This is a genomic window from Candidatus Pseudomonas auctus (genome assembly GCF_048654275.1).
Classification (GTDB): Bacteria; Pseudomonadota; Gammaproteobacteria; order Pseudomonadales; family Pseudomonadaceae; genus Aquipseudomonas; species Aquipseudomonas pharyngis.
Map to the genome: position 1 here is coordinate 234,668 of NZ_JBJYZK010000003.1, position 19,354 is coordinate 254,021.

Sequence of the window (19,354 nt, forward strand, 5' to 3'; positions counted from 1 at the left end):
GTGGGAGCCGCCCTGCCAGCGATAGCATCACCGCGCTTTTCCTGAAAAACCGCGGCGCCTGCATCGCTGGCAAGCCAGCTCCCACATTTAAGCCTCCACCCGGCCCGCCCCGCTCGCCCTGCGCCCCTTGCCCCGCTATACTTCCCGGCTTTTCCTGAATAAATGCCAATAGGGTCCCGCCGCGCATGGATAAGACCTACCAGCCGCACGCCATTGAAACTTCCTGGTACAACACCTGGGAGTCCGAGAACTACTTCGCCCCGCAAGGCGCGGGCGACTCCTACACCATCATGATCCCGCCGCCGAACGTCACCGGCAGCCTGCACATGGGTCACGGTTTCAACAACGCGATCATGGACGCCCTGATCCGTTTCCGCCGCATGCAGGGTCGCAACACCCTGTGGCAGCCGGGCACCGACCACGCCGGTATCGCCACGCAGATGCTGGTGGAGCGCCAACTCGAAGCCCAGGGCCAGAATCGCCACGATCTGGGCCGCGAAAAATTCCTCGAGAAAGTCTGGGAGTGGAAGGATCAGTCCGGCGGCAACATCAGCCGTCAGATCCGCCGTCTCGGCTCTTCCGTGGACTGGAGCCGCGAGCGCTTCACCATGGACGACGGCCTCTCGGAAGCCGTTAAGGAAGCCTTCGTGCGCCTGCACGAAGACGGTCTGATCTATCGCGGCAAGCGTCTGGTCAACTGGGACACCAAACTGCACACGGCGATTTCCGACCTCGAAGTGGAAAACCACGACGAGAAAGGTTTCCTGTGGAATCTGAAATACCCGCTGGCCGACGGCGCGAAAACCGCTGAAGGCAACGATTTCCTGATCGTCGCGACCACCCGTCCGGAAACCATGCTCGGCGACTCCGCCGTCGCGGTGAACCCGAACGACGAGCGCTACAAAGCCCTGATCGGCAAATTTGTCGAGCTGCCGCTGGTCGGCCGCCGCATTCCGATCATCGCCGACGATTACTGCGATCCTGAATTCGGCACCGGCTGCGTGAAAATCACCCCGGCCCACGATTTCAACGACTACGAAGTCGGCAAGCGCCACAACCTGCCGCTGCTGAACATCTTCGACAAGAACGCCAACGTGCTGCCGGCAGCGCAGGTGTTCAACCTCGACGGCACGCTGAACGACAGCATCGACGGCAAGATTCCGGCCGAGTACGCCGGTCTCGAGCGTTTCGAAGCGCGCAAGCAGATCGTTGCCGCGTTCGACGCCGCCGGCCTGCTGGTCAGCGTCGACGACCACAACCTGAAAGTGCCGAAAGGCGACCGCTCCGGCACCGTCATCGAGCCGTGGCTGACCGACCAGTGGTACGTGTCCACCAAGCCGCTGGCCGAGCCTGCGATTGCTGCCGTTGAAGATGGTCGCATCCAGTTCGTGCCGAAGCAGTACGAAAACATGTACTTCTCGTGGATGCGCGACATCCAGGACTGGTGCATCAGCCGTCAGCTGTGGTGGGGCCACCGGATTCCGGCCTGGTACGACGAGTCGGGCAAGGTTTACGTCGGTCGCGACGAAGCCGAAGTACGTGCCAAGCACAACCTCGGCCCGGACGTTGCGCTGCAACAGGACAACGACGTTCTCGACACCTGGTTCAGTTCGGGCCTGTGGACCTTCTCCACCCTGGGCTGGCCGGAAAAGACCGAGTTCCTGAAGAAATTCCACTCCACCGACGTGCTGGTCACCGGTTTCGACATCATTTTCTTCTGGGTTGCCCGGATGATCATGCTGACGATGCACCTGATCAAGAACGAGGACGGTACGCCGCAGGTTCCGTTCAAGACCGTTTACGTGCACGGTCTGGTGCGTGATGGCCAGGGTCAGAAGATGTCCAAGTCCAAGGGCAACGTCCTGGACCCGCTGGACATCATCGACGGTATCGAGCTCGAAACCCTGGTGCAGAAACGCACTTCCGGTCTGATGCAGCCGAAACTGGCGAAGAAGATCGAGAAGCAGACCCGCGACGAGTTCGCCGACGGCATCGCCAGCTACGGCACCGACGCACTGCGCTTCACCTTCTGCTCGCTGGCGTCCACCGGTCGCGACATCAAGTTCGACATGGGCCGCGTCGAAGGCTATCGCAACTTCTGCAACAAGATCTGGAACGCCGCGCGTTATGTTCTGGACAAGGGCGAAGACTGCGGCCAGAACGGCGAAGCCTACGAGCTGTCGCTGGCGGATCGCTGGATCATCTCGCAACTGCAACGCACCGAAGCCGAAGTGACCCGTCAACTGGATCAGTTCCGTTTCGACCTGGCGGCGCAAGCGTTGTACGAGTTCATCTGGAACCAGTACTGCGACTGGTACCTGGAACTGTCCAAGCCAGTGCTGTGGGACGAAAACGCGCCGGTCGAGCGTCAGCGCGGTACCCGCCGCACGCTTGTTCGGGTACTGGAAGTGGCGCTGCGTCTGGCGCATCCGTTCATGCCGTTCATCACTGAAGAAATCTGGCAGCGCATCGCGCCGCTGGCCGGCATTCAGGGCAAGACGATCATGCTGCAACCTTGGCCGGTGGCCAACGAAGAGCGCATCGATCCGGCGGCCGAAGACGACATCGAATGGCTCAAGGGCCTGATGCTCGGCACGCGTAACATCCGTGGCGAAATGAACATCGGCCCGGGCAAGCCACTGCCGATCTACCTGAAAAACGTCACCGCTGAAGACCAGCGCCGCCTGACCGAGAACGAAGCGCTGCTGAAGAAGCTGGCGCGTCTGGAATCGATCACCGTACTGGCCGCCGGCGAAGAAGCGCCGTTGTCCGCCACCGCGCTGGTCGGCGAGATGGAAGTGCTGGTGCCGATGGCCGGTCTGATCGACAAGAACGCCGAGCTGGCGCGTCTGGACAAGGAAATCCTGCGTCTACAGGGCGAAGTCCAGCGGGTTGGCGGCAAGCTGTCCAACGCCGGTTTCGTTGACAAGGCCCCGGCCGAAGTCATCGAGAAGGAGCGCGCCAAACTGGCCGAGGCTGAACAGGCCTTGGGCAAACTGGCCGAGCAGCACGCGCGGATTGCCAGCCTGTAACGGCGTATCGCACTGAAAAGGGAGGCCCGCACCGGCCTCCCTTTTTTGTGCCCGGCACTTTTCCGGCCAACAACATGGCTCCCTGTGGGACAATGGCCGCCACTTTCAGCCCTACCCGAATCGACCACGCCCATGAACGCCCCACGTACACCGAAACCTGCGCGCAAGAAGCCTGACTCCGCCACCCCGGCCAAGCCCGTGGCGCCGCGTAAAGAGGCCAGCCTGCATCCGCGCAATCGCCATCAGGGTCGTTACGACTTCCCGGCGTTGATCAAGACCACGCCGGAACTGGCAAAGTTCGTGATCACCAACCCGTACGGCAAGGAAAGCATCGACTTCGCCAGTCCCGATGCAGTGCGTGTGTTCAACCGGGCGCTGCTCAAGTCGTTCTACGGCATCCAGCATTGGGACATCCCGGCCGATTATCTGTGCCCACCGGTGCCGGGCCGTGCCGACTACATCCACTTCCTGGCTGACCTGCTGGCCAGCAACAACGACGGCGTGGTTCCGCGCGGCGCCATCGTCAATGTGCTGGATATCGGCATGGGCGCCAACTGCGTGTATCCGCTGATCGGTAACAGCGAATATCGCTGGCACTTCCTCGGCTCGGAGATCGATCCGACCGCCGTGGCCGCCGCCAAGGCTATCGTCCAGTCCAACGACCTGAACAAGGTCATCCAGCTGCGCCAGCAGGAGAACCGCAAGCACATCTTGATCGGCCTGCTGGAGCCAGGCGAGCGCTTTGACCTGACCATGTGCAACCCGCCGTTCCACGCCTCGATGGAAGAGGCCACCAAGGGCAGCGAGCGTAAATGGCGAGCCCTGGGCAAGGCCGACCCGAAACGCAAACTGCCGGTACTGAACTTTGGCGGGCAGTCGGCCGAACTGTGGTGTGAAGGCGGCGAAGCGCGTTTCGTGACGCAACTGATCGCCGAAAGCGCGAACTTTGCGCACAAGGTGTTGTGGTTCAGCACCCTGGTCTCGAAAGCCTCGAACCTGCCTGCCATCGAAACCGCACTGAAGAAGGCCGGCGCGCTGGAAAGCCAGGTGGTGGAGATGTCCCAGGGCCAGAAGCAGAGCCGCTTCGTCGCCTGGACCTTCCAGACCAAGTCCGAGCAGCAGATCTGGCGGCGCGAACGCTGGGTGCGCAAGAGCTGAATTCGTCCGCGCGATTCAGCAGTCACTGAATCGCAGACATAAAAAAACCGTGCCCGGATCGCTCCGGTGCACGGTTTTTTTATCGCTGCGTCTTACTTGTTTACAGCGTCGGTCAGGCCTTTGGCCACAACCAGCTTGATCACTTTCTTGGCAGGGATTTCGATGGCAGCGCCAGTCGATGGGTTACGGCCAGTGCGGGCAGGACGCTCGGTCACTTTCAGCTTGCCGATACCTGGCAAAGTGATTTCGGCACCGTTTTCCAGCTGATCGGCAACGATTTGGCCCAGTTGGTCCAGAGCGGCACGCGCGGTGGTTTTCGGCGCGTCGATAGCTTCAGCGATGTCGGCGATCAGTTGGTCTTTAGTAAGAGCCATGTAGTGTTCCTTCCCTATCAAATTCATATGGATTGCAGAGTGCAGTGTCAGCCATCGAGCCCGATCTTCTGGATCTGGCACCCTCGGCGATAACCACGACGAGTCGGGGTTATAGATGCCGAAATCAAGGTTTGGTTCGACCTGACAAAAGCTGAATGCATGCTTGTCGCGGTGACTTCGCACAAGACCGGGCAAAACTAGCACAGAGACAAGGAAATATCCGCCTCTAGCTAGCCAAATGGTCAGGTTTATTGCGCTAAATCGGTAAATAAATGCATAAGGACCGCCGGGTGACCCGGATTTGCCCTTCACCCCGCGCCAAATCCAGTGGTTGCGGTACACTGGGCGCTTTTTCGGGGGAGCCCGCCCTCCTCCCTTCCACCAGCCGAGAAGCCTATGCCGATCCGTCATTGCATCGTCCATTTGATCGACAAAAAACCCGACGGCACACCCGCAGTCCTGCACGCCCGTGACTCCGAACTGGCTGAGTCCGCAGCCATCGAGAACATGCTCGCCGATCTCAACGAGAGCTATAACGCCAAACAGGGCAAAGCCTGGGGGCTGTTCCATCCGGAGTCCGGTGCATTCCCGTTCAGCGGCTGGCTGAAGGAATACATGGAAGGCGGCAAGGACTTCACCGCGTTCAGCAAGGTCGCGGTCGAGCACCTGCAAAAGCTGATGGAAGAATCGAACCTGTCGGTCGGCGGCCACGTGTTGTTCGCCCACTATCAGCAAGGCATGACCGATTACCTGGCCATCGCCCTGCTGCACCACAGCGAAGGCGTGGCGGTGACCGATGAACTGGATGTGACGCCTTCGCGCCACCTCGATCTCGGTCAACTGCACCTGGCGGCGCGGATCAACGTTTCCGAGTGGCAGAACAACAAGCAGTCCAAGCAATACATCTCGTTCATCAAGGGCAAGAACGGCAAGAAGGTTTCGGAGTACTTCCGCGACTTCATCGGCTGCCAGGAAGGGGTCGACGGCCCGGGCGAGACCCGCACCCTGCTCAAGGCCTTCAGCGACTTCGTCGAGAGCGAAGACCTGCCGGAAGATTCCGCCCGCGAGAAGACCAAGACCCTGGTCGACTATGCCAGCAGCCAGGCCAAGCTCGGCGAACCCATGGGGCTGGAAGAACTGTCTGAGCTGATCGACGAAGAACGCCCGAAGGCCTTCTACGATCACATCCGCAACAAGGATTACGGCCTGTCGCCGGAGATCCCGGCGGATAAGCGCACGCTCAATCAGTTCCGTCGCTTCACCGGTCGCGCCGAAGGCCTGTCGATCAGCTTCGAAGCGCACCTGCTGGGCTCGAAAATCGAGTACGACGAAGAAGCCGGGACCCTGGTCATCAAAGGCCTGCCGACCTCGCTGACCGATCAACTGAAGCGCCGCAACTGATGCTCGGCAATGTGCTGAAAAAGGTTCTGCTGGTTCTGCTGGTGGTCGTGGTCTATCAGAACTGGGGCAAGATCGAGCGGGTGTTCAACCCGTCGCAGATGGCGTCCGAGCAGGTTCGCGCCAACGCCAGGGTTGTGCTGTACGCCACAGACTGGTGCGGCTACTGCAAGCAGACCAAGCGCTTTCTCGATCAGAAAGGCATTGCGTTCAAGGAATTCGATATCGAGAAGGATGCCGAAGCACGCAAGGCGTATGAAGCGCTGGGCGGACGCGGGATTCCGCTGATCGACGTCAATGGCACGTTGATCCGCGGGTTTGATCCCGACGAGATTCTCGCTGCACTGAAATGAACGAGGGAGCCAATCGGCTCCCTCAGTTGTTTCAGCGTTTCTCGATCCGGAAACCGAAACGCGGGAAGTGCACATGCACCACTCCGCCGCGTTCGTCTTCACGGCGCAGGATCAGCTCCTCGCGACCGGCAAACACCAGCTCACCGGCCACCGGATCAACACCGTAGTCTGTCGCTGCGATCAGCACCTGTTGACCTGCCACGAACCCGTTCGGATCAGTGAACACCTCATCCGGCAACGCTACGGGCTTAGAGCTGCGCGCGATCTCCAGTGCTTCCTCCGAACTCATCTCGCTGGCCGCGCCATGGCCAAAACCGAGCACCCGACCCAGCCACGCCGACACTGCCGGATAAGCATCCACCAACGGCGCCGTCACGTGCGTGGCCTTGAGAAACCACAGTGGATGGGCCATGGCGAAGTCGGCAATCGAAGGCTCACCGAACAGGAAGTCACCGTCTTCACGCTGCAACTGTTGCTCCAGACGTGCCATGACAGTCGGCCAGTTGTGTTTGGCCTGCTCGGCCGACAGCCTGGTCGCGCTGCCACCGCTGAACAGTCCGGCCCGATCGGCGAGGAAGGCCTTGATCGCTTCCGGCGGCAACTTGCCGAAACGCACCGCTACCGATTCCGGCTGGAACACCAGGCTCACCGCATGCTGGAACACCACCGAATCGGCCCAGGCGGCGAAACTGGCGGCGATCATCTCCTGGCCTTCCGGGAAGAACGAAGGCTGGGCCTTTTCCTGCTCGAGGCGGCGGGCGATCAGCGCGGTGTCGCAGTAGATATCGGCGCCGATCTGCAGCACCGGGGTCTTGCGGTAGCCACCGGTCAGGGCAGTCAGGTCCGGTTTCGGCATCACCGGCGAGATGTGCACCGAGCGCCAGGACAAGCCCTTGAAACCCAACAGCAACCGGGCCTTTTCGGCGAATGGAGAGGTCGGGTAATGATGCAGAATCAACTCGGACATGCTCGGCTCCGCCGCACAGAAAGTGAGACCGCAGCTTAGCGTGCAATTCGTTCGCAGCCTACGGATCCGGCTGATGGGAACTGATCAGTCAGGTTGATAATGGGCGCAAAGCCGAATAATCTTCGTCCACGCTAGTGTGTCCATTGAGATGCAGTAAACCCGGCCGCAAACCGGCGTTTACAAAAAAAACCGCCCCGCAAAGGCGGTTTTTTTTCGCCTGTTCTGTGCCCGAGGCAGTGCTTCGACATCCAGTAATTTCTACCGTTTGCACCTGATCAATCAGGCCGATAAGACGCCACCAGACATTCCTTCGCACTCTTCCTGAGCTTCTTGATCAATCGCTCCTGGCGCAACGCATCACTTTTGTCGCGACAACGCTCGGTGTAGACCAGCGCCATCGCCGGGCTTGAGAGAAAGAACCGCGCGCCCTTGCCGCTCTGGTGCTTGGCAAAACGGCGCACGGGATCATTGCTGATCCCGCAGTACAGCGAGCCGTTGGCGGCGCGTACGAGGTAGACGAACCAGGACTTGCTCACTGGAACGTCGGCATCGGGAGGATTTTCGCTGAGGCTGGTCACGGGGCAATTCAGGCGTAAGGAAAATAGGCCGCGATCTTATCAGCGACTCGCCTGAAATGCCTTCAGCCCTTTCAGCGCCTGGGCGCGGACGGCGTTGCGCACCAGTGGCGTCCAGCCCAGCAGCAGGCCCTTGAAGCCCAGCGCCTGACGCGACCAGCGCCACAGATCGAAGTGGTCGTGGTGTTCGCAGATCTTGCCGTCGCGGAAGACGAAGCGTGCCTGGATGTCGTTGATCACAACGTTGCCGGTCTGGCTGAACAGGTAGGTCGCCACCCAGTGGGCGCCGCCGCTGCGTTCGTCGGCGCGGACGTTGTCGAAGGTCAGGGAGAAGTCCTTGGCGCGGGTGGTGAGCATGCGCCACATGTCGCCGGCATCGCGCCCGCGCAGCTCGCCGAAGGCCGGATCGCTGAACACTACGTCGTCGGTGTAGCAGGCGGCCATGGCCTCGGCGTCGAGGCGCTGGAAAGCCTGGTAGAAACGGGTGATCAGGGCGCTGTGGGCTTCTTCACTCATGGGCAATCTCCAGGAAATGTACAGATTGCCAGCACGATAATCCGCAAACGCCCGAAACACTATCGGCATTCGCATTCCGAATACCGACAATGTGTGCGCGTCAGACCTTTTCGCTTGTCACCTGCACGTACAGCGCGCGACCGGCACCGAGGCCGGCGAGGACCGCCCCGGCACCGATGATGCCGAAGATCCAGCCCACGGCGTTCCAGCCGCCGGTCCAGTCGTGCACCACGCCGACCGCGAATGGCCCCATCGACGCGAGGGTGTAGCCAAAGCCCTGGGACATGCTCGACAGGTTGGCCGCGACATGGGAATCCCGCGAGCGCAGCACGATCAGGGTCAGCGCCAGGCTGAACGTACCGCCCTGCCCCAGGCCCAGCAGGATCGCCCAGCCCCACAGGCCTTCGATCGGCGCGTACAGGCAACCGAACAGGCCGCCAAGGGTCAGCGCCATTACCACCACGATCGCCAGCCGCTGATCCTTGCCGCGGGTGGCCAGCCACGGTGCCGCCAGGGAGCTGGCGAGCTGGATGATCACCGAGCCGGACAGCACCAGACCGGCCTGGGTTGGCGTCAGCCCGCGACCGATAAGGATCGACGGCAACCAGCCGAACACGATGTAGGCCAGCGACGATTGCAGGCCCATGTACAAGGTCACCTGCCAGGCCAGCGGATCCCGCAGCAGACCGCGTACCCGGTAGGCAACGTTGTGCGCACCGTGCTTCTGGCCGATTTGCGGCAGCCAGAAAACCGCGGCAACCAGCGCCGGAATCACCCAGAACCCCAGGCCCATGGCCCAGCTATGGTTGAAGTGCTCACTCAGTGGCACGGTAGACCCCGCCGCCATCGCCGCACCCAGGCACAGGGCCATGGTGTAGACACCGGTCATGGTGCCGGCATGTTTGGCGAAGTCGCGTTTGACGATGCCCGGCAGCAACACGCCGATGATGCCGATGCTCGCGCCACCCAGCACGCTGCCGGCGAACAGACCGATCTCACCGAAATTGCTGCGCAGGATAATGCCGCCGGCCAGTGTCAGAAGAATCCCCAAGACCACCCGCTCGGCACCGAAACGCCGCGCGAGTATCGGGGCCAGCGGGGCGAACAGACCGAGGCAGAGCACCGGCAACGTCGTCAACAAACCCGCTTGAGCGGCGGACAAACCGAGGCTTTTCGACACCTCACTGAGCAGCGGCGCCATGCTCGACAGCGCCGGACGCAGGTTCAACGCCACCAGAATCAACCCCAGCAGCAACAGCCACGGGCGCCGTACCGGCGGATGGCTTTGCTGCACCTGTTCGTCATCGGCTTCGGCATCGATCAACAACTCTTCGAGCTCGGCCTTGCGAACGGGTGCTGTGGAGACTTCTGGGCGGGACATGGTTTTCTCGGTTTCAAGGTTCATTGATCAGTTGCCTCGACAGGGCTTTTGCTCGCTCCGGGTCGCGTTGCTCGACGGCCTCCAGCAAGGCGACATGCAAATCGAAGACTTCCTGTCGACGGGGGACGATGTTCAGGGTCTGGCGCAATTGCGCGCCGACGATGCTGGAAAAATAGCGATACAGCTCGCTGAGGGTCGGGTTGTGCGCGGCGTCCACCAGACGGCGGTGGAACACCAGATCGCAGGCGATGTAGCTGTCGAGGTCGCCATGGTAGTGACTGCCGGCGTGCCCCAGTGCCTCGCGCAGAGCCACAAGGTCGTCGTCGGTCCGGCGCATGGCCGCCAGGCCAATGGCCTCGACTTCAAGGATGTGCCGGGTTTCCCGAGCCTGATCCAGCGAGCATCTGGACAGCGCCTTGAGCGTATCCATCGGATCGACCACCGCCCGCAGGTAACTGCCGTCACCCTGACGGATTTCGATCAACCCGGAAAATGCCAGCACCCGCATCGCCTCGCGCACGGTGTTGCGGCTGATGCCGAGCTCGGCACACAGCTCGGGCTCGGTCGGCAAACGCTGACCGACCTGCCACGTGCCGTCGGTGATGCGTTGGCGCAACTGATCCAAGGCCTGATCGACCAGGGATCGCTTAATAAGTGGAGAAATGTCTGACATAGGATTCGCCCTTTCATCCAATCATGGGATGAATTTTCTGACATGTTAGTCAGCTCCGTGTAGGACAGCAACCACCTAGGGTCAGAGAGAGGCAAATGGAGCGGGATTTTCGATTAGTCAAAATTACCCTTTAAGGGTAATTTCAGGGACAGGGTTTTGGTTTCTTATGGAAAAGAACACACCCCATTACGACTTGGTGGTGATCAAGGCTGAGGTCAGGCGACGGGGAAGACAGGCATTCACCAAGAGCGCAGAAAAAACCGGACTGGATCTCGGCTTCAGCATCATAGAGATGCAAGAAATCGTTTTCGAACTGCAGAACAGGATGTTGTACAAGTCGATGACCACCTATGACGATCATCGAGTCTGGCAAGACGTTTATCACACGCACTCACACGATCTGGAGATTTACATCAAGGTGACATACCGCCCCGAAGGTGGCCCACCGGTAATCTCCTTCAAGGAGAAAAACCAATGAAGACCCGACAATGTTTCAGCTGCGGTGCACGTGAGGGAATGACACATTTCGAGGGCCGCGGCGAAACCATCAGTGTCAAAGGCATGGAACGTCGTATCGATGACCTTGCTGGCTGGGAATGTCGCAAATGCGGTGAGGTCGAGTGGGACGCCGATACCGATAGTGCAGAACGCTACACGCAAGCCGGTGATGATCTGGTGATTGCTGCCCGACAAATGATCGGTAACGAGATGAAGCGCATCCGGCGCAAGTTGCACCTGACGCAAAAAGAAACGGTGCAACTGCTTTCTGGTGGCGGACACAACGCATTTTCCCGCTATGAGCGCGGCGAAGTGCTTCCGCCGAAGGCGTTGATGCTGCTGATGCGCCTGCTCGATCGCTATCCGCACTTGCTCGCCGATGCGAAAGCCCTGGGTGAAGGGGCGGATCTGAGGAACGCCTTCAAGTTCACCGAGCACAAAGAACAAGAAGCTCTCACCGTTTCCTGACTCCCAAAAAACAAACCCGGCACAAGGCCGGGTTGGTTTTATTCATCAGATATCAATGCAGAATCTGACTCAGGAACAGCTTCGTCCGGTCATTCTGTGGATTGTCGAAGAAGTCGTTCGGTGCCGCCTGCTCGACGATTTCGCCCTTGTCCATGAAGATCACGCGGTTGGCCACGGTGCGGGCGAAGCCCATTTCGTGGGTTACGCAGAGCATGGTCATACCGTCTTCGGCGAGGCCGATCATGGTGTCGAGTACTTCTTTCACCATCTCCGGGTCGAGTGCCGAGGTCGGTTCGTCGAACAGCATGATTTTCGGTTTCATGCACAGCGCGCGGGCAATCGCCACACGCTGCTGCTGACCGCCGGACAGTTGCCCCGGGTACTTGTGCGCCTGCTCCGGAATGCGTACGCGTTCCAGGTAATGCATGGCGATTTCCTCGGCCTTGCGCTTGGGCATCTTGCGCACCCACATCGGCGCCAGAGTGCAGTTCTGCAAAATGGTCAGGTGCGGGAACAGGTTGAAGTGCTGGAACACCATGCCGACTTCACGGCGGATCGCTTCGATCTGCTTGAGGTCGTTGGTCAGCTCCACGCCATCGACCACGATGCGGCCCTGCTGGTGCTCTTCCAGACGGTTGAGGCAGCGGATGGTGGTGGACTTGCCGGAGCCCGACGGACCGCACAGCACGATACGCTCGCCCTGACGCACGTTGAGGTTGATGTCTTTCAGCACGTGGAACTGGCCGTACCACTTGTTCACGCCCTGCATCTGAATGATGCCTTCAGGGCCCACTGGCTTTTTGATTGCTTCGCTCATCGAAAAAACTCCTAACGCTTGTGGCCAGTGTCGAGCTTGCGTTCCAGGTGCATGGAATAGCGCGACATACCAAAACAGAAAATCCAGAACACCAGGGCGGCGAACACGTAGCCTTCGGTGGCCATGCCCAGCCATTTCGGATCGGCAGCGGCTTGCTTGACGCTGTTGAGCAGGTCAAAGAGGCCGATGATGATCACCAGGCTGGTGTCCTTGAACAGCGCGATGAAGGTGTTGACGATGCCGGGAATCACCAGCTTCAGGGCTTGCGGCAGAATCACCAGGCCCATGGCGCGCCAGTAACCGAGACCCATCGCGGCCGCGGCTTCGTACTGGCCCTTGGGGATCGCTTGCAGACCGCCACGCACCACTTCGGCGACGTACGCCGACTGGAACAGGATCACGCCGATCAGCGCCCGCAGCAGCTTGTCGAAGTTCATGCCTTCAGGCAGGAACAGCGGCAGCATCACCGAGGACATGAACAGCACCGTGATCAACGGCACTCCGCGCCAGAACTCGATGAAGGTCACGCAGACCACACGGATCGCCGGCATGTTCGAACGCCGGCCCAGCGCCAGGACAATCCCCAGCGGCAACGCACCGGCGATGCCGACAGTGGCGATCACCAGGGTCAGCATCAGACCGCCCCACTGGCTGGTCGCCACGGTGTCGAGGCCGAAGACGCCGCCATGCAGCAGGCACCAGGCAACGATCGGGTAGACCACCAGGAAGCTCAGGCCGTACACCGCCTTGTGCGCCACGCGCTTGATGAACAGCGGCGCCACGCCGATGACCGCCAGCCAGACCGTCAGGTCCACGCGCCAGCGCAGTTCCGGCGGGTAGTAGCCGTACATGAACTGGCCGAAACGCTGCTGGATGAAGACCCAGCAGGCGCCGTCCTTGGTGCAGTCGGCACGGGTGGTGCCGACCCAGTTGGCATCGATGATCGCCCAGCTGAGGATCGGCGGAATCACCAGATAGATCAGGTAAAACGCGAACAGGGTCAGCAGGGTGTTGAGCCAGCTGGAGAACATGTTCGCGCGGATCCACGCCATCGGGCCGAAGACCTTGGCCGGCGGTGGCATGTCGGGTTTGAAAGTATGAGTACTCATGCGCTATTCCTTACCGCTCGATCAGCGCGATGCGCTTGTTGTACCAGTTCATCAGCAGGGAAATGCTGATACTGATCGCCAGGTACACGCTCATGGTGATGGCAATGACTTCGATCGCCTGACCGGTCTGGTTCAACACGGTGCCGGCGAACAGCGAAACCATTTCCGGATAACCGATACCGGCCGCCAGCGAGGAGTTCTTCGCCAGGTTCAGGTATTGGCTGGTCAGCGGCGGGATGATGACCCGCAGCGCTTGCGGAATGATCACCTTGCGCAGGGTCGGGCCGTTGCGCAGGCCGAGCGAATGCGCCGCCTCGGTCTGGCCGTGGCTGACCGACTTGATGCCCGAACGCACGATCTCGGCGATGAACGCGGCGGTGTACACCGTCAGCGCCAGGGTCAAGGCCAGCAGTTCCGGAATCAGCACCCAGCCACCGACGAAATTGAAGCCCTGCAGTTTCGGCATTTCCCAGTGCACAGGTGCACCGAAGATCAGCGCGCACAGCGCCGGGATCACCAGGAACAGCGCCAGACCGGCCCAGAACTTGTGGAACGGCTCGCCGGTGGCTTCAAAGCGCTTGTTGGCCCAGCGGCTCATCAGCACGATGGCGACGATGGCCACCACGATGCTGATCACGAACGCCCAGAAACCGTCGGCCATTTGCGCGGCCGGCATGTTCAGGCCACGGCTGCTGACGAAGAAGGTATCGCCGAAGTTGTGGCTGTTGCGCGGCCCCGGCATGGTCAGGAACACCGCGAAGTACCAGAACAGGATCTGCAGCAGTGGCGGGATGTTACGGAACACCTCCACGTACACCGTTGCCAGTTTGGCGATGATCCAGTTCTTCGACAGGCGCGCGACGCCGACGATGAAGCCGAGGATCGTGGCCAGGATCACGCCGATGAAGGTCACCAGCAGCGTGTTGAGCAGGCCGATGACAAACACCCGGGCATAACTGTCCGCTTCGGTGTAGGAGATCAGGTGTTGAGCGATGCCGAACCCGGCACTGCGCTCCAGAAAGTCGAACCCCGAAGTGATACCCCGGTGTTGCAGGTTGGTCTGGGTGTTATCGAACAGATACCAGCCCAGGGAGACCACCGCCACGATGGTGATGATCTGAAATACCCACGCACGCACTCGTGGATCGCTGAGGCTGAGCCTCTGCTTTGGTGCGCCGATTGAATTTTGCATGAAGTGCCCCGGAAATAATGGAACAGAACGTCACCCGGCAGTTGGCCTGCCGGGTGACAGAACCATCAGCGCACTGGTGGTGCGTATTGAATGCCGCCGTTGTTCCACAGCGCGTTCAGGCCGCGGTCGATTTCCAGCGGAGTGCTCTTGCCGAGGTTTTTCTCGAAGATTTCGCCGTAGTTGCCGACTTGCTTGACGATCTGAACGACCCAGTCCTTCGGCAGTTTCAGGTCTTTGCCGTATTCGCCGTCTGCGCCGAGCATACGAGCGACATCCGGGTTCTTGGTCGCTTTGGCTTCGGCTTCGACGTTCTTCGAAGAGATGCCCGCTTCTTCAGTGTTCAGCAGCGCGTAGCCAACCCAACGCACGATGGCCAGCCACTCGTCGTCGCCGTTACGCACGACCGGGCCCAGGGGTTCCTTGGAAATGGTTTCCGGCAGAACCACGTAGTCCTTCGGCGAAGCCAGCTTGCTGCGCTGGGCGAACAGCTGCGACTTGTCGGAGGTCAGCACGTCGCAACGACCGGATTCCAGCGACTTGGCGCTTTCATCGGAGGTGTCGAAAGTGATCGGGGTGTATTTCAGACCGTTGCCGCGGAAGTAGTCGGAAACGTTCAGCTCGGTGGTGGTACCGGCCTGGATGCAGATGGTTGCACCGTCCAGCTCTTTGGCACTCTTCACGCCCAGCTTGTTGTTTACCAGGAAGCCGATACCGTCGTAGTAGGTAATGAAGCCCGGGAATTTCAGGCCCATGCCCGCGTCACGGGAACTGGTCATGGTGGTGTTGCGCGACAGGATGTCGATCTCGCCCGACTGCAGCGCGGTGAAACGCTCCTTGGCGTTCAACTGACTGAACTTGACCTTGGTCGCATCGCCGAACACGGCAGCGGCCACGGCGCGGCAGACATCAGCATCGATACCCACGATCTTGCCGGTGGAATCCGGAACCGAGAAACCTGGCAAGCCATCGCTGACGCCACACTGCACGAAACCTTTCTTCTTCACTGCATCCAGGGTTGCACCCGCCTGAGCGAACCCGCTGACACCCAGTACTGCAGCAGCAGTCACGATCGCCAGAGTGGATTTCAACATCTTCATTCAAACCTCCAGTTTTGCTCTTGTTGTGTCGGAGCTTGAGTCCAGTCGCACCCTTTTGAGGCGTTGTTGACCCGTGTTGGCTTTTTTTGGGGTCAACCGACGCAGGACCTTCGCTATGAGTCTAGTAGGAGACAATCCACATCATGGACAACTCACTTCTCACCAGTCGGCCGAACGGGCGGTAGCCCTTTCACGTTCGCTAAGCCCGTTGCGGCCATTGGCGAACATCCATCACCGGATTCGTTGCCATCCCGTCGCGGGTCATACACTGATAGTGTTACCGCCACGCGTAGGATGTTTCGTACAGAAACTTCCATAGCAAAGCCCGTACCACACCTGTCGCGGAATCGATTCGGCGACAGGTCAATAGCAAAACTTGTAACCTTGCGACATCTTCTTAACGGATCAACCGGACGCGCACTCGAACCACGCACTTAATGAGAGCGCCCGCACATTTTTGGAGCAGACATGACCGAGCCCTTGATTCTTCAGCCTGTTAAGCCCGCAGACGCCTGCGTGATCTGGCTGCACGGCCTCGGCGCCGACCGCTACGACTTTCTGCCGGTGGCCGAAGCGCTTCAGGAAAGCCTGCTGAGCACGCGTTTCGTCCTGCCCCAGGCGCCGACCCGTCCAGTGACGATAAATGGCGGATATGCCATGCCGAGCTGGTACGACATCAAGGCCATGAGCCCGGCCCGGGCGATCGACCGCGATGAGCTGGAAGCCTCCGCCGACCGCATCATCGAATTGATCGAAGAACAGCGAAGCAGCGGAATAGACGCCTCGCGAATTTTTCTCGCCGGTTTTTCCCAGGGTGGCGCCGTGGTCTATCACACCGCGTTTCTGAAATGGCAGGGGCCGTTGGGCGGGGTGCTGGCACTATCGACATACGCGCCGACGTTCAGCGATGAACTGGAGTTGTCCGCCAGCCAGCAGCGGATTCCGGTGCTGGCGCTGCACGGCCAGTTTGACAACGTGGTGCAGAACTCCATGGGACGCACGGCTTATGAGTATCTCAAGGCCCATGGTGTCACCGTGACATGGCAGGAATACCCAATGGAGCACGAAGTGTTACCCGAAGAAATTCGCGACATCGGCGCATGGTTGAGCGAACGCCTGCGCTGACAATTGCGACAGGGGTCGCCCTTTGATCATCCCACTACGCCGCGCCCGTTTCTTGCATTACACTGGCCGGCGTACATTCCTTAACCAATTGATGAGATGACCGTGCTCAAAGCACTCAAGAAAATGTTCGGTAAAAGCGAGGCTGAGCAGCTCGCGCCAGTCCCCACTGCGCCGTCGCACGCCCCCGGTCATCGCAACGATGCCAGCCAGGCCGACCGCCAGACGCCCAAACGCGAACCGAAACCCGCGCCCGCTACCGAGCCGGCCCGCAGCGAAACACCGAAACCGGCCAAACCACGTCGCGAACCCAAGCCCAAGGCGCCGGTGATTCCCTGGAAACTCGAAGACTTCGTCGTCGAGCCGCAGGAAGGCAAGACCCGCTTCCACGATTTCAAGCTCGCCCCGGAACTGATGCACGCCATCCACGACCTGGGTTTCCCGTATTGCACACCGATCCAGGCCCAGGTGCTGGGTTATACCCTCGCCGGCAAAGACGCCATCGGCCGCGCCCAGACCGGCACCGGCAAGACCGCCGCGTTCCTGATCTCGATCATCACCCAGCTGTTGCAGACCCCGCCGCCGAAAGAGCGCTACATGGGCGAGCCACGTGCGCTGATCATCGCGCCGACCCGCGAGCTGGTGGTGCAGATCGCCAAGGACGCCGCCGACCTGACCAAATACACCGGCCTCAACGTCATGACGTTCGTCGGCGGCATGGACTTCGACAAGCAGCTCAAGCACCTCGAAGCGCGCCATTGCGACATCCTCGTCGCGACCCCGGGCCGCCTGCTGGACTTCAACCAGCGTGGCGACGTGCATCTGGACATGGTCGAAGTGATGGTGCTGGACGAAGCCGACCGCATGCTCGACATGGGCTTCATCCCGCAGGTCCGGCAGATCATTCGCCAGACCCCGCCGAAAAGCGAACGCCAGACTCTGCTGTTCTCCGCGACCTTCACCGATGACGTGATGAACCTCGCCAAGCAGTGGACCACCGATCCTGCGATCGTCGAAATCGAAGTCACCAACGTGGCCAACGAGAACGTCGAGCAGCACATCTACGCGGTGGCCGGTGCCGACAAATACAAACTGCTGTTCAACCTGGTCAACGACAACGGCTGGGAACGAGTGATCGTGTTCGCCAACCGCAAGGACGAAGTGCGCCGCATCGAGGAGCGCCTGGTGCGTGACGGCATCAACGCCGCGCAACTGTCCGGCGACGTGCCGCAGCACAAGCGGATCAAGACGCTCGAAGGCTTCCGCGAAGGCAAGATTCGGGTACTGGTTGCCACCGACGTGGCCGGTCGCGGTATCCACATCGACGGCATCAGCCACGTGATCAACTTCACCCTGCCGGAAGTCCCGGACGACTACGTGCACCGCATCGGCCGTACCGGTCGTGCTGGCGCCGACGGCGTGTCGATCAGCTTCGCCGGTGAGGACGACTCCTATCAGTTGCCGTCCATCGAAGAAAAGCTCGGTCGCAAGATCAGCTGCGAAACACCACCGACCCATCTGTTGCGGGCGGTTGAGCGCAAGCGTCCACAGTAAGCGACGCTATAAAGCGAAGCGCAGCCGGCAACGGACTGCGCTTTTTTTTCGCCCGGATATTGTTCAATAAAACCAAAAGTCCATAATGGACAAATTAGTTTATAAACTGCATCCGGAGTCCGACATGTCCAGTACGCCTTACGTGATCGACCAAACCCAGGCCCGCGAGCTGCTGGCCCGGATCGATGTGCCGCAGATCCTGCGCAAGCTGTTCCGCGATCTGGCGGCCGGGCATGCGGTGCAACCGGCGCAGCAGCTGGTGGAATTCCCTCAGGGTGCCGGGGACTTCATCAACTATCTCGGCGTGCTGGCGGAAGACGGCGTGTACGGAGTCAAGACCTCGCCGTACATCGTTCGCGAACAAGGCCCGCTGGTGACGGCGTGGACATTGCTGATGTCGATGCACACCGGCCAGCCGCTGCTGCTCTGCGATGCCGGCGAACTGACCACCGCTCGAACCGCTGCGACCACCGCCGTGGCGGTCGATGCCCTCGCCTCGTTGAAGGGCGCGCGTCTGGCAATCATCGGCAGTGGCAAGGTCGCCCAGGCGCATCTGCATTACGTCAAAACCTTGCGCGACTGGCAGAGCATCAGTGTGTACTCGCCCACCTTAAGCGAAGACCCGGCAACCGCCCGCCAAGTGCAAGCCCTCGATCCACGGGTGAACATCGCCGACAGCCGCGAAACCGCCATCGCCGGTGCCGACCTGATCATGCTCTGCACTTCGTCCGCAGGCCCGGTGATTGACCCGGCAACCTTGAGCAAACCGGCGCTGATCACCTCGATCAGCACCAACGCACCGCGCGCCCACGAAGTGCCGCCGCAAAGCCTCAACGACATGCAGGTGTTCTGTGATTATCGTCTGACCACCCCGGGCTCGGCCGGCGAGATGCTGATCGCCAGCGAACAACATGGCTGGGACACCAGCGCGATCCTCGGTGACCTGGCGGATCTGCTCAGCGAAAAAGTGCAGCGTCCCGATTACCACCGTCACGTGTTTTTCCGCTCCATCGGTCTGGGCCTGGAAGACATCGCCCTGGCCAACGCCGTCTATCAATTGCAGCGCTGAC

19 protein-coding genes are annotated in these 19,354 nt (G+C 60.5%); 9 read left to right on the plus strand and 10 right to left on the minus strand.

The annotated features are described in order from the left end of the window. The first annotated feature begins 185 nt into the window (after positions 1–185). Positions 186–3,032, plus strand: a complete 2,847-nt coding sequence (locus ACKUG4_RS07515) for a valine--tRNA ligase (protein ID WP_445433740.1) — start codon at positions 186–188, stop codon at positions 3,030–3,032. A gap of 132 nt (positions 3,033–3,164) precedes the next feature. Further along, the gene (gene rlmF, locus ACKUG4_RS07520; protein WP_236189742.1) at positions 3,165–4,190 is read left to right on the plus strand and encodes a 23S rRNA (adenine(1618)-N(6))-methyltransferase RlmF; all 1,026 of its coding nucleotides are present in this window, start codon (positions 3,165–3,167) and stop codon (positions 4,188–4,190) included. A gap of 92 nt (positions 4,191–4,282) precedes the next feature. Here the strand turns inward: rlmF and ACKUG4_RS07525 are convergent, their stop codons facing one another. Further along, entirely contained in the window at positions 4,283–4,564 is a 282-nt protein-coding gene (locus ACKUG4_RS07525; RefSeq protein ID WP_007957357.1) for an HU family DNA-binding protein, read from the minus strand. A gap of 396 nt (positions 4,565–4,960) precedes the next feature. Between ACKUG4_RS07525 and yejK the strand changes: the two genes are divergently transcribed. Together yejK and ACKUG4_RS07535 are read left to right on the plus strand one after the other, a co-directional pair. Further along, positions 4,961–5,965: a nucleoid-associated protein YejK gene (gene yejK, locus ACKUG4_RS07530; protein ID WP_039769496.1), complete on the plus strand. Its 1,005-nt coding sequence runs from the start codon at positions 4,961–4,963 to the stop codon at positions 5,963–5,965. Continuing rightward, a complete protein-coding gene (locus ACKUG4_RS07535) occupies positions 5,965–6,315 on the plus strand; it encodes a glutaredoxin family protein (protein WP_064593565.1) in 351 nt (116 codons plus the stop codon). Before yejK ends, ACKUG4_RS07535 begins: the two co-directional genes overlap by 1 nt. Positions 6,316–6,346: 31 nt before the next feature. On the opposite strand, the gene ACKUG4_RS07540 is transcribed toward ACKUG4_RS07535, so the two are convergent. The 5 genes from ACKUG4_RS07540 to ACKUG4_RS07560 form a co-directional block, all read right to left on the minus strand. After that, positions 6,347–7,282: a glutathione S-transferase family protein gene (locus tag ACKUG4_RS07540; RefSeq protein ID WP_064593563.1), complete on the minus strand. Its 936-nt coding sequence runs from the start codon at positions 7,280–7,282 to the stop codon at positions 6,347–6,349. Positions 7,283–7,557: 275 nt separating this feature from the next. Continuing rightward, positions 7,558–7,860 (minus strand): GIY-YIG nuclease family protein, encoded by a 303-nt coding sequence (locus ACKUG4_RS07545; RefSeq protein WP_085611417.1) that lies wholly within the window; start codon positions 7,858–7,860, stop codon positions 7,558–7,560. Between the two features lie 39 nt (positions 7,861–7,899). Continuing rightward, the gene (locus ACKUG4_RS07550; protein ID WP_064593559.1) at positions 7,900–8,373 is read right to left on the minus strand and encodes a nuclear transport factor 2 family protein; all 474 of its coding nucleotides are present in this window, start codon (positions 8,371–8,373) and stop codon (positions 7,900–7,902) included. A 100-nt stretch (positions 8,374–8,473) separates the two neighbouring features. Further along, positions 8,474–9,778: a CynX/NimT family MFS transporter gene (locus ACKUG4_RS07555; protein WP_445433741.1), complete on the minus strand. Its 1,305-nt coding sequence runs from the start codon at positions 9,776–9,778 to the stop codon at positions 8,474–8,476. Continuing rightward, complete coding sequence (locus ACKUG4_RS07560; protein WP_236189745.1) at positions 9,768–10,427, minus strand: FadR/GntR family transcriptional regulator; 660 nt, start codon at positions 10,425–10,427, stop codon at positions 9,768–9,770. The genes ACKUG4_RS07555 and ACKUG4_RS07560 overlap by 11 nt, the downstream gene beginning before the upstream one ends. 166 nt (positions 10,428–10,593) lie before the next feature. On the opposite strand from ACKUG4_RS07560, the gene ACKUG4_RS07565 reads away from it, so the two are divergent. Together ACKUG4_RS07565 and ACKUG4_RS07570 are read left to right on the plus strand one after the other, a co-directional pair. Next, positions 10,594–10,905 carry a type II toxin-antitoxin system MqsR family toxin gene (locus tag ACKUG4_RS07565; protein WP_074691191.1) on the plus strand — a complete coding sequence of 104 codons (312 nt, stop codon included), beginning with the start codon at positions 10,594–10,596 and terminating at the stop codon, positions 10,903–10,905. Further along, positions 10,902–11,393, plus strand: coding sequence for a type II TA system antitoxin MqsA family protein (locus ACKUG4_RS07570; protein ID WP_064593552.1), 492 nt, complete (start codon positions 10,902–10,904; stop codon positions 11,391–11,393). The genes ACKUG4_RS07565 and ACKUG4_RS07570 overlap by 4 nt, the downstream gene beginning before the upstream one ends. A gap of 52 nt (positions 11,394–11,445) precedes the next feature. Here the strand turns inward: ACKUG4_RS07570 and ACKUG4_RS07575 are convergent, their stop codons facing one another. The 4 genes from ACKUG4_RS07575 to ACKUG4_RS07590 all read right to left on the minus strand — a co-directional run bounded on the left by ACKUG4_RS07575 (position 11,446) and on the right by ACKUG4_RS07590 (position 15,608). Next, a complete protein-coding gene (locus ACKUG4_RS07575; protein ID WP_007957337.1) occupies positions 11,446–12,210 on the minus strand; it encodes an amino acid ABC transporter ATP-binding protein in 765 nt (254 codons plus the stop codon). A gap of 11 nt (positions 12,211–12,221) precedes the next feature. Continuing rightward, positions 12,222–13,319 (minus strand): amino acid ABC transporter permease, encoded by a 1,098-nt coding sequence (locus ACKUG4_RS07580; RefSeq protein WP_007957335.1) that lies wholly within the window; start codon positions 13,317–13,319, stop codon positions 12,222–12,224. 10 nt (positions 13,320–13,329) lie between these two features. Next, positions 13,330–14,511, minus strand: coding sequence for an amino acid ABC transporter permease (locus ACKUG4_RS07585; protein WP_039769483.1), 1,182 nt, complete (start codon positions 14,509–14,511; stop codon positions 13,330–13,332). A 65-nt stretch (positions 14,512–14,576) separates the two neighbouring features. Then, positions 14,577–15,608 (minus strand): amino acid ABC transporter substrate-binding protein, encoded by a 1,032-nt coding sequence (locus tag ACKUG4_RS07590; RefSeq protein WP_007957332.1) that lies wholly within the window; start codon positions 15,606–15,608, stop codon positions 14,577–14,579. 468 nt (positions 15,609–16,076) lie between these two features. Here ACKUG4_RS07590 and ACKUG4_RS07595 point away from each other — a divergent pair, with 468 nt between their 5' ends. The 3 genes from ACKUG4_RS07595 to ACKUG4_RS07605 all read left to right on the plus strand — a co-directional run bounded on the left by ACKUG4_RS07595 (position 16,077) and on the right by ACKUG4_RS07605 (position 19,353). Continuing rightward, a complete protein-coding gene (locus ACKUG4_RS07595) occupies positions 16,077–16,733 on the plus strand; it encodes an alpha/beta hydrolase (protein ID WP_064593550.1) in 657 nt (218 codons plus the stop codon). A 96-nt stretch (positions 16,734–16,829) separates the two neighbouring features. Continuing rightward, positions 16,830–18,284 (plus strand): ATP-dependent RNA helicase RhlB, encoded by a 1,455-nt coding sequence (gene rhlB / locus ACKUG4_RS07600; RefSeq protein WP_445433742.1) that lies wholly within the window; start codon positions 16,830–16,832, stop codon positions 18,282–18,284. A 124-nt stretch (positions 18,285–18,408) separates the two neighbouring features. Further along, positions 18,409–19,353 (plus strand): ornithine cyclodeaminase family protein, encoded by a 945-nt coding sequence (locus tag ACKUG4_RS07605; RefSeq protein ID WP_445433743.1) that lies wholly within the window; start codon positions 18,409–18,411, stop codon positions 19,351–19,353. Position 19,354: the final 1 nt, after the last annotated feature.

What these genes read in the sequence shown, in the direction of transcription:
- ACKUG4_RS07560 (WP_236189745.1), bottom strand. Translation starts at nt 10,427, where the DNA reads ATGTCAGACATTTCTCCACTTATTAAGCGATCCCTGGTCGATCAGGCC.
- ACKUG4_RS07585 (WP_039769483.1), bottom strand. Translation starts at nt 14,511, where the DNA reads ATGCAAAATTCAATCGGCGCACCAAAGCAGAGGCTCAGCCTCAGCGAT.
- ACKUG4_RS07570 (WP_064593552.1), top strand. Translation starts at nt 10,902, where the DNA reads ATGAAGACCCGACAATGTTTCAGCTGCGGTGCACGTGAGGGAATGACA.
- ACKUG4_RS07605 (WP_445433743.1), top strand. Translation starts at nt 18,409, where the DNA reads ATGTCCAGTACGCCTTACGTGATCGACCAAACCCAGGCCCGCGAGCTG.
- ACKUG4_RS07515 (WP_445433740.1), top strand. Translation starts at nt 186, where the DNA reads ATGGATAAGACCTACCAGCCGCACGCCATTGAAACTTCCTGGTACAAC.
- rlmF (WP_236189742.1), top strand. Translation starts at nt 3,165, where the DNA reads ATGAACGCCCCACGTACACCGAAACCTGCGCGCAAGAAGCCTGACTCC.
- ACKUG4_RS07540 (WP_064593563.1), bottom strand. Translation starts at nt 7,282, where the DNA reads ATGTCCGAGTTGATTCTGCATCATTACCCGACCTCTCCATTCGCCGAA.
- ACKUG4_RS07535 (WP_064593565.1), top strand. Translation starts at nt 5,965, where the DNA reads ATGCTCGGCAATGTGCTGAAAAAGGTTCTGCTGGTTCTGCTGGTGGTC.
- ACKUG4_RS07565 (WP_074691191.1), top strand. Translation starts at nt 10,594, where the DNA reads ATGGAAAAGAACACACCCCATTACGACTTGGTGGTGATCAAGGCTGAG.
- ACKUG4_RS07595 (WP_064593550.1), top strand. Translation starts at nt 16,077, where the DNA reads ATGACCGAGCCCTTGATTCTTCAGCCTGTTAAGCCCGCAGACGCCTGC.
- yejK (WP_039769496.1), top strand. Translation starts at nt 4,961, where the DNA reads ATGCCGATCCGTCATTGCATCGTCCATTTGATCGACAAAAAACCCGAC.
- ACKUG4_RS07590 (WP_007957332.1), bottom strand. Translation starts at nt 15,608, where the DNA reads ATGAAGATGTTGAAATCCACTCTGGCGATCGTGACTGCTGCTGCAGTA.
- ACKUG4_RS07555 (WP_445433741.1), bottom strand. Translation starts at nt 9,778, where the DNA reads ATGAACCTTGAAACCGAGAAAACCATGTCCCGCCCAGAAGTCTCCACA.
- rhlB (WP_445433742.1), top strand. Translation starts at nt 16,830, where the DNA reads ATGACCGTGCTCAAAGCACTCAAGAAAATGTTCGGTAAAAGCGAGGCT.
- ACKUG4_RS07525 (WP_007957357.1), bottom strand. Translation starts at nt 4,564, where the DNA reads ATGGCTCTTACTAAAGACCAACTGATCGCCGACATCGCTGAAGCTATC.
- ACKUG4_RS07580 (WP_007957335.1), bottom strand. Translation starts at nt 13,319, where the DNA reads ATGAGTACTCATACTTTCAAACCCGACATGCCACCGCCGGCCAAGGTC.
- ACKUG4_RS07550 (WP_064593559.1), bottom strand. Translation starts at nt 8,373, where the DNA reads ATGAGTGAAGAAGCCCACAGCGCCCTGATCACCCGTTTCTACCAGGCT.
- ACKUG4_RS07575 (WP_007957337.1), bottom strand. Translation starts at nt 12,210, where the DNA reads ATGAGCGAAGCAATCAAAAAGCCAGTGGGCCCTGAAGGCATCATTCAG.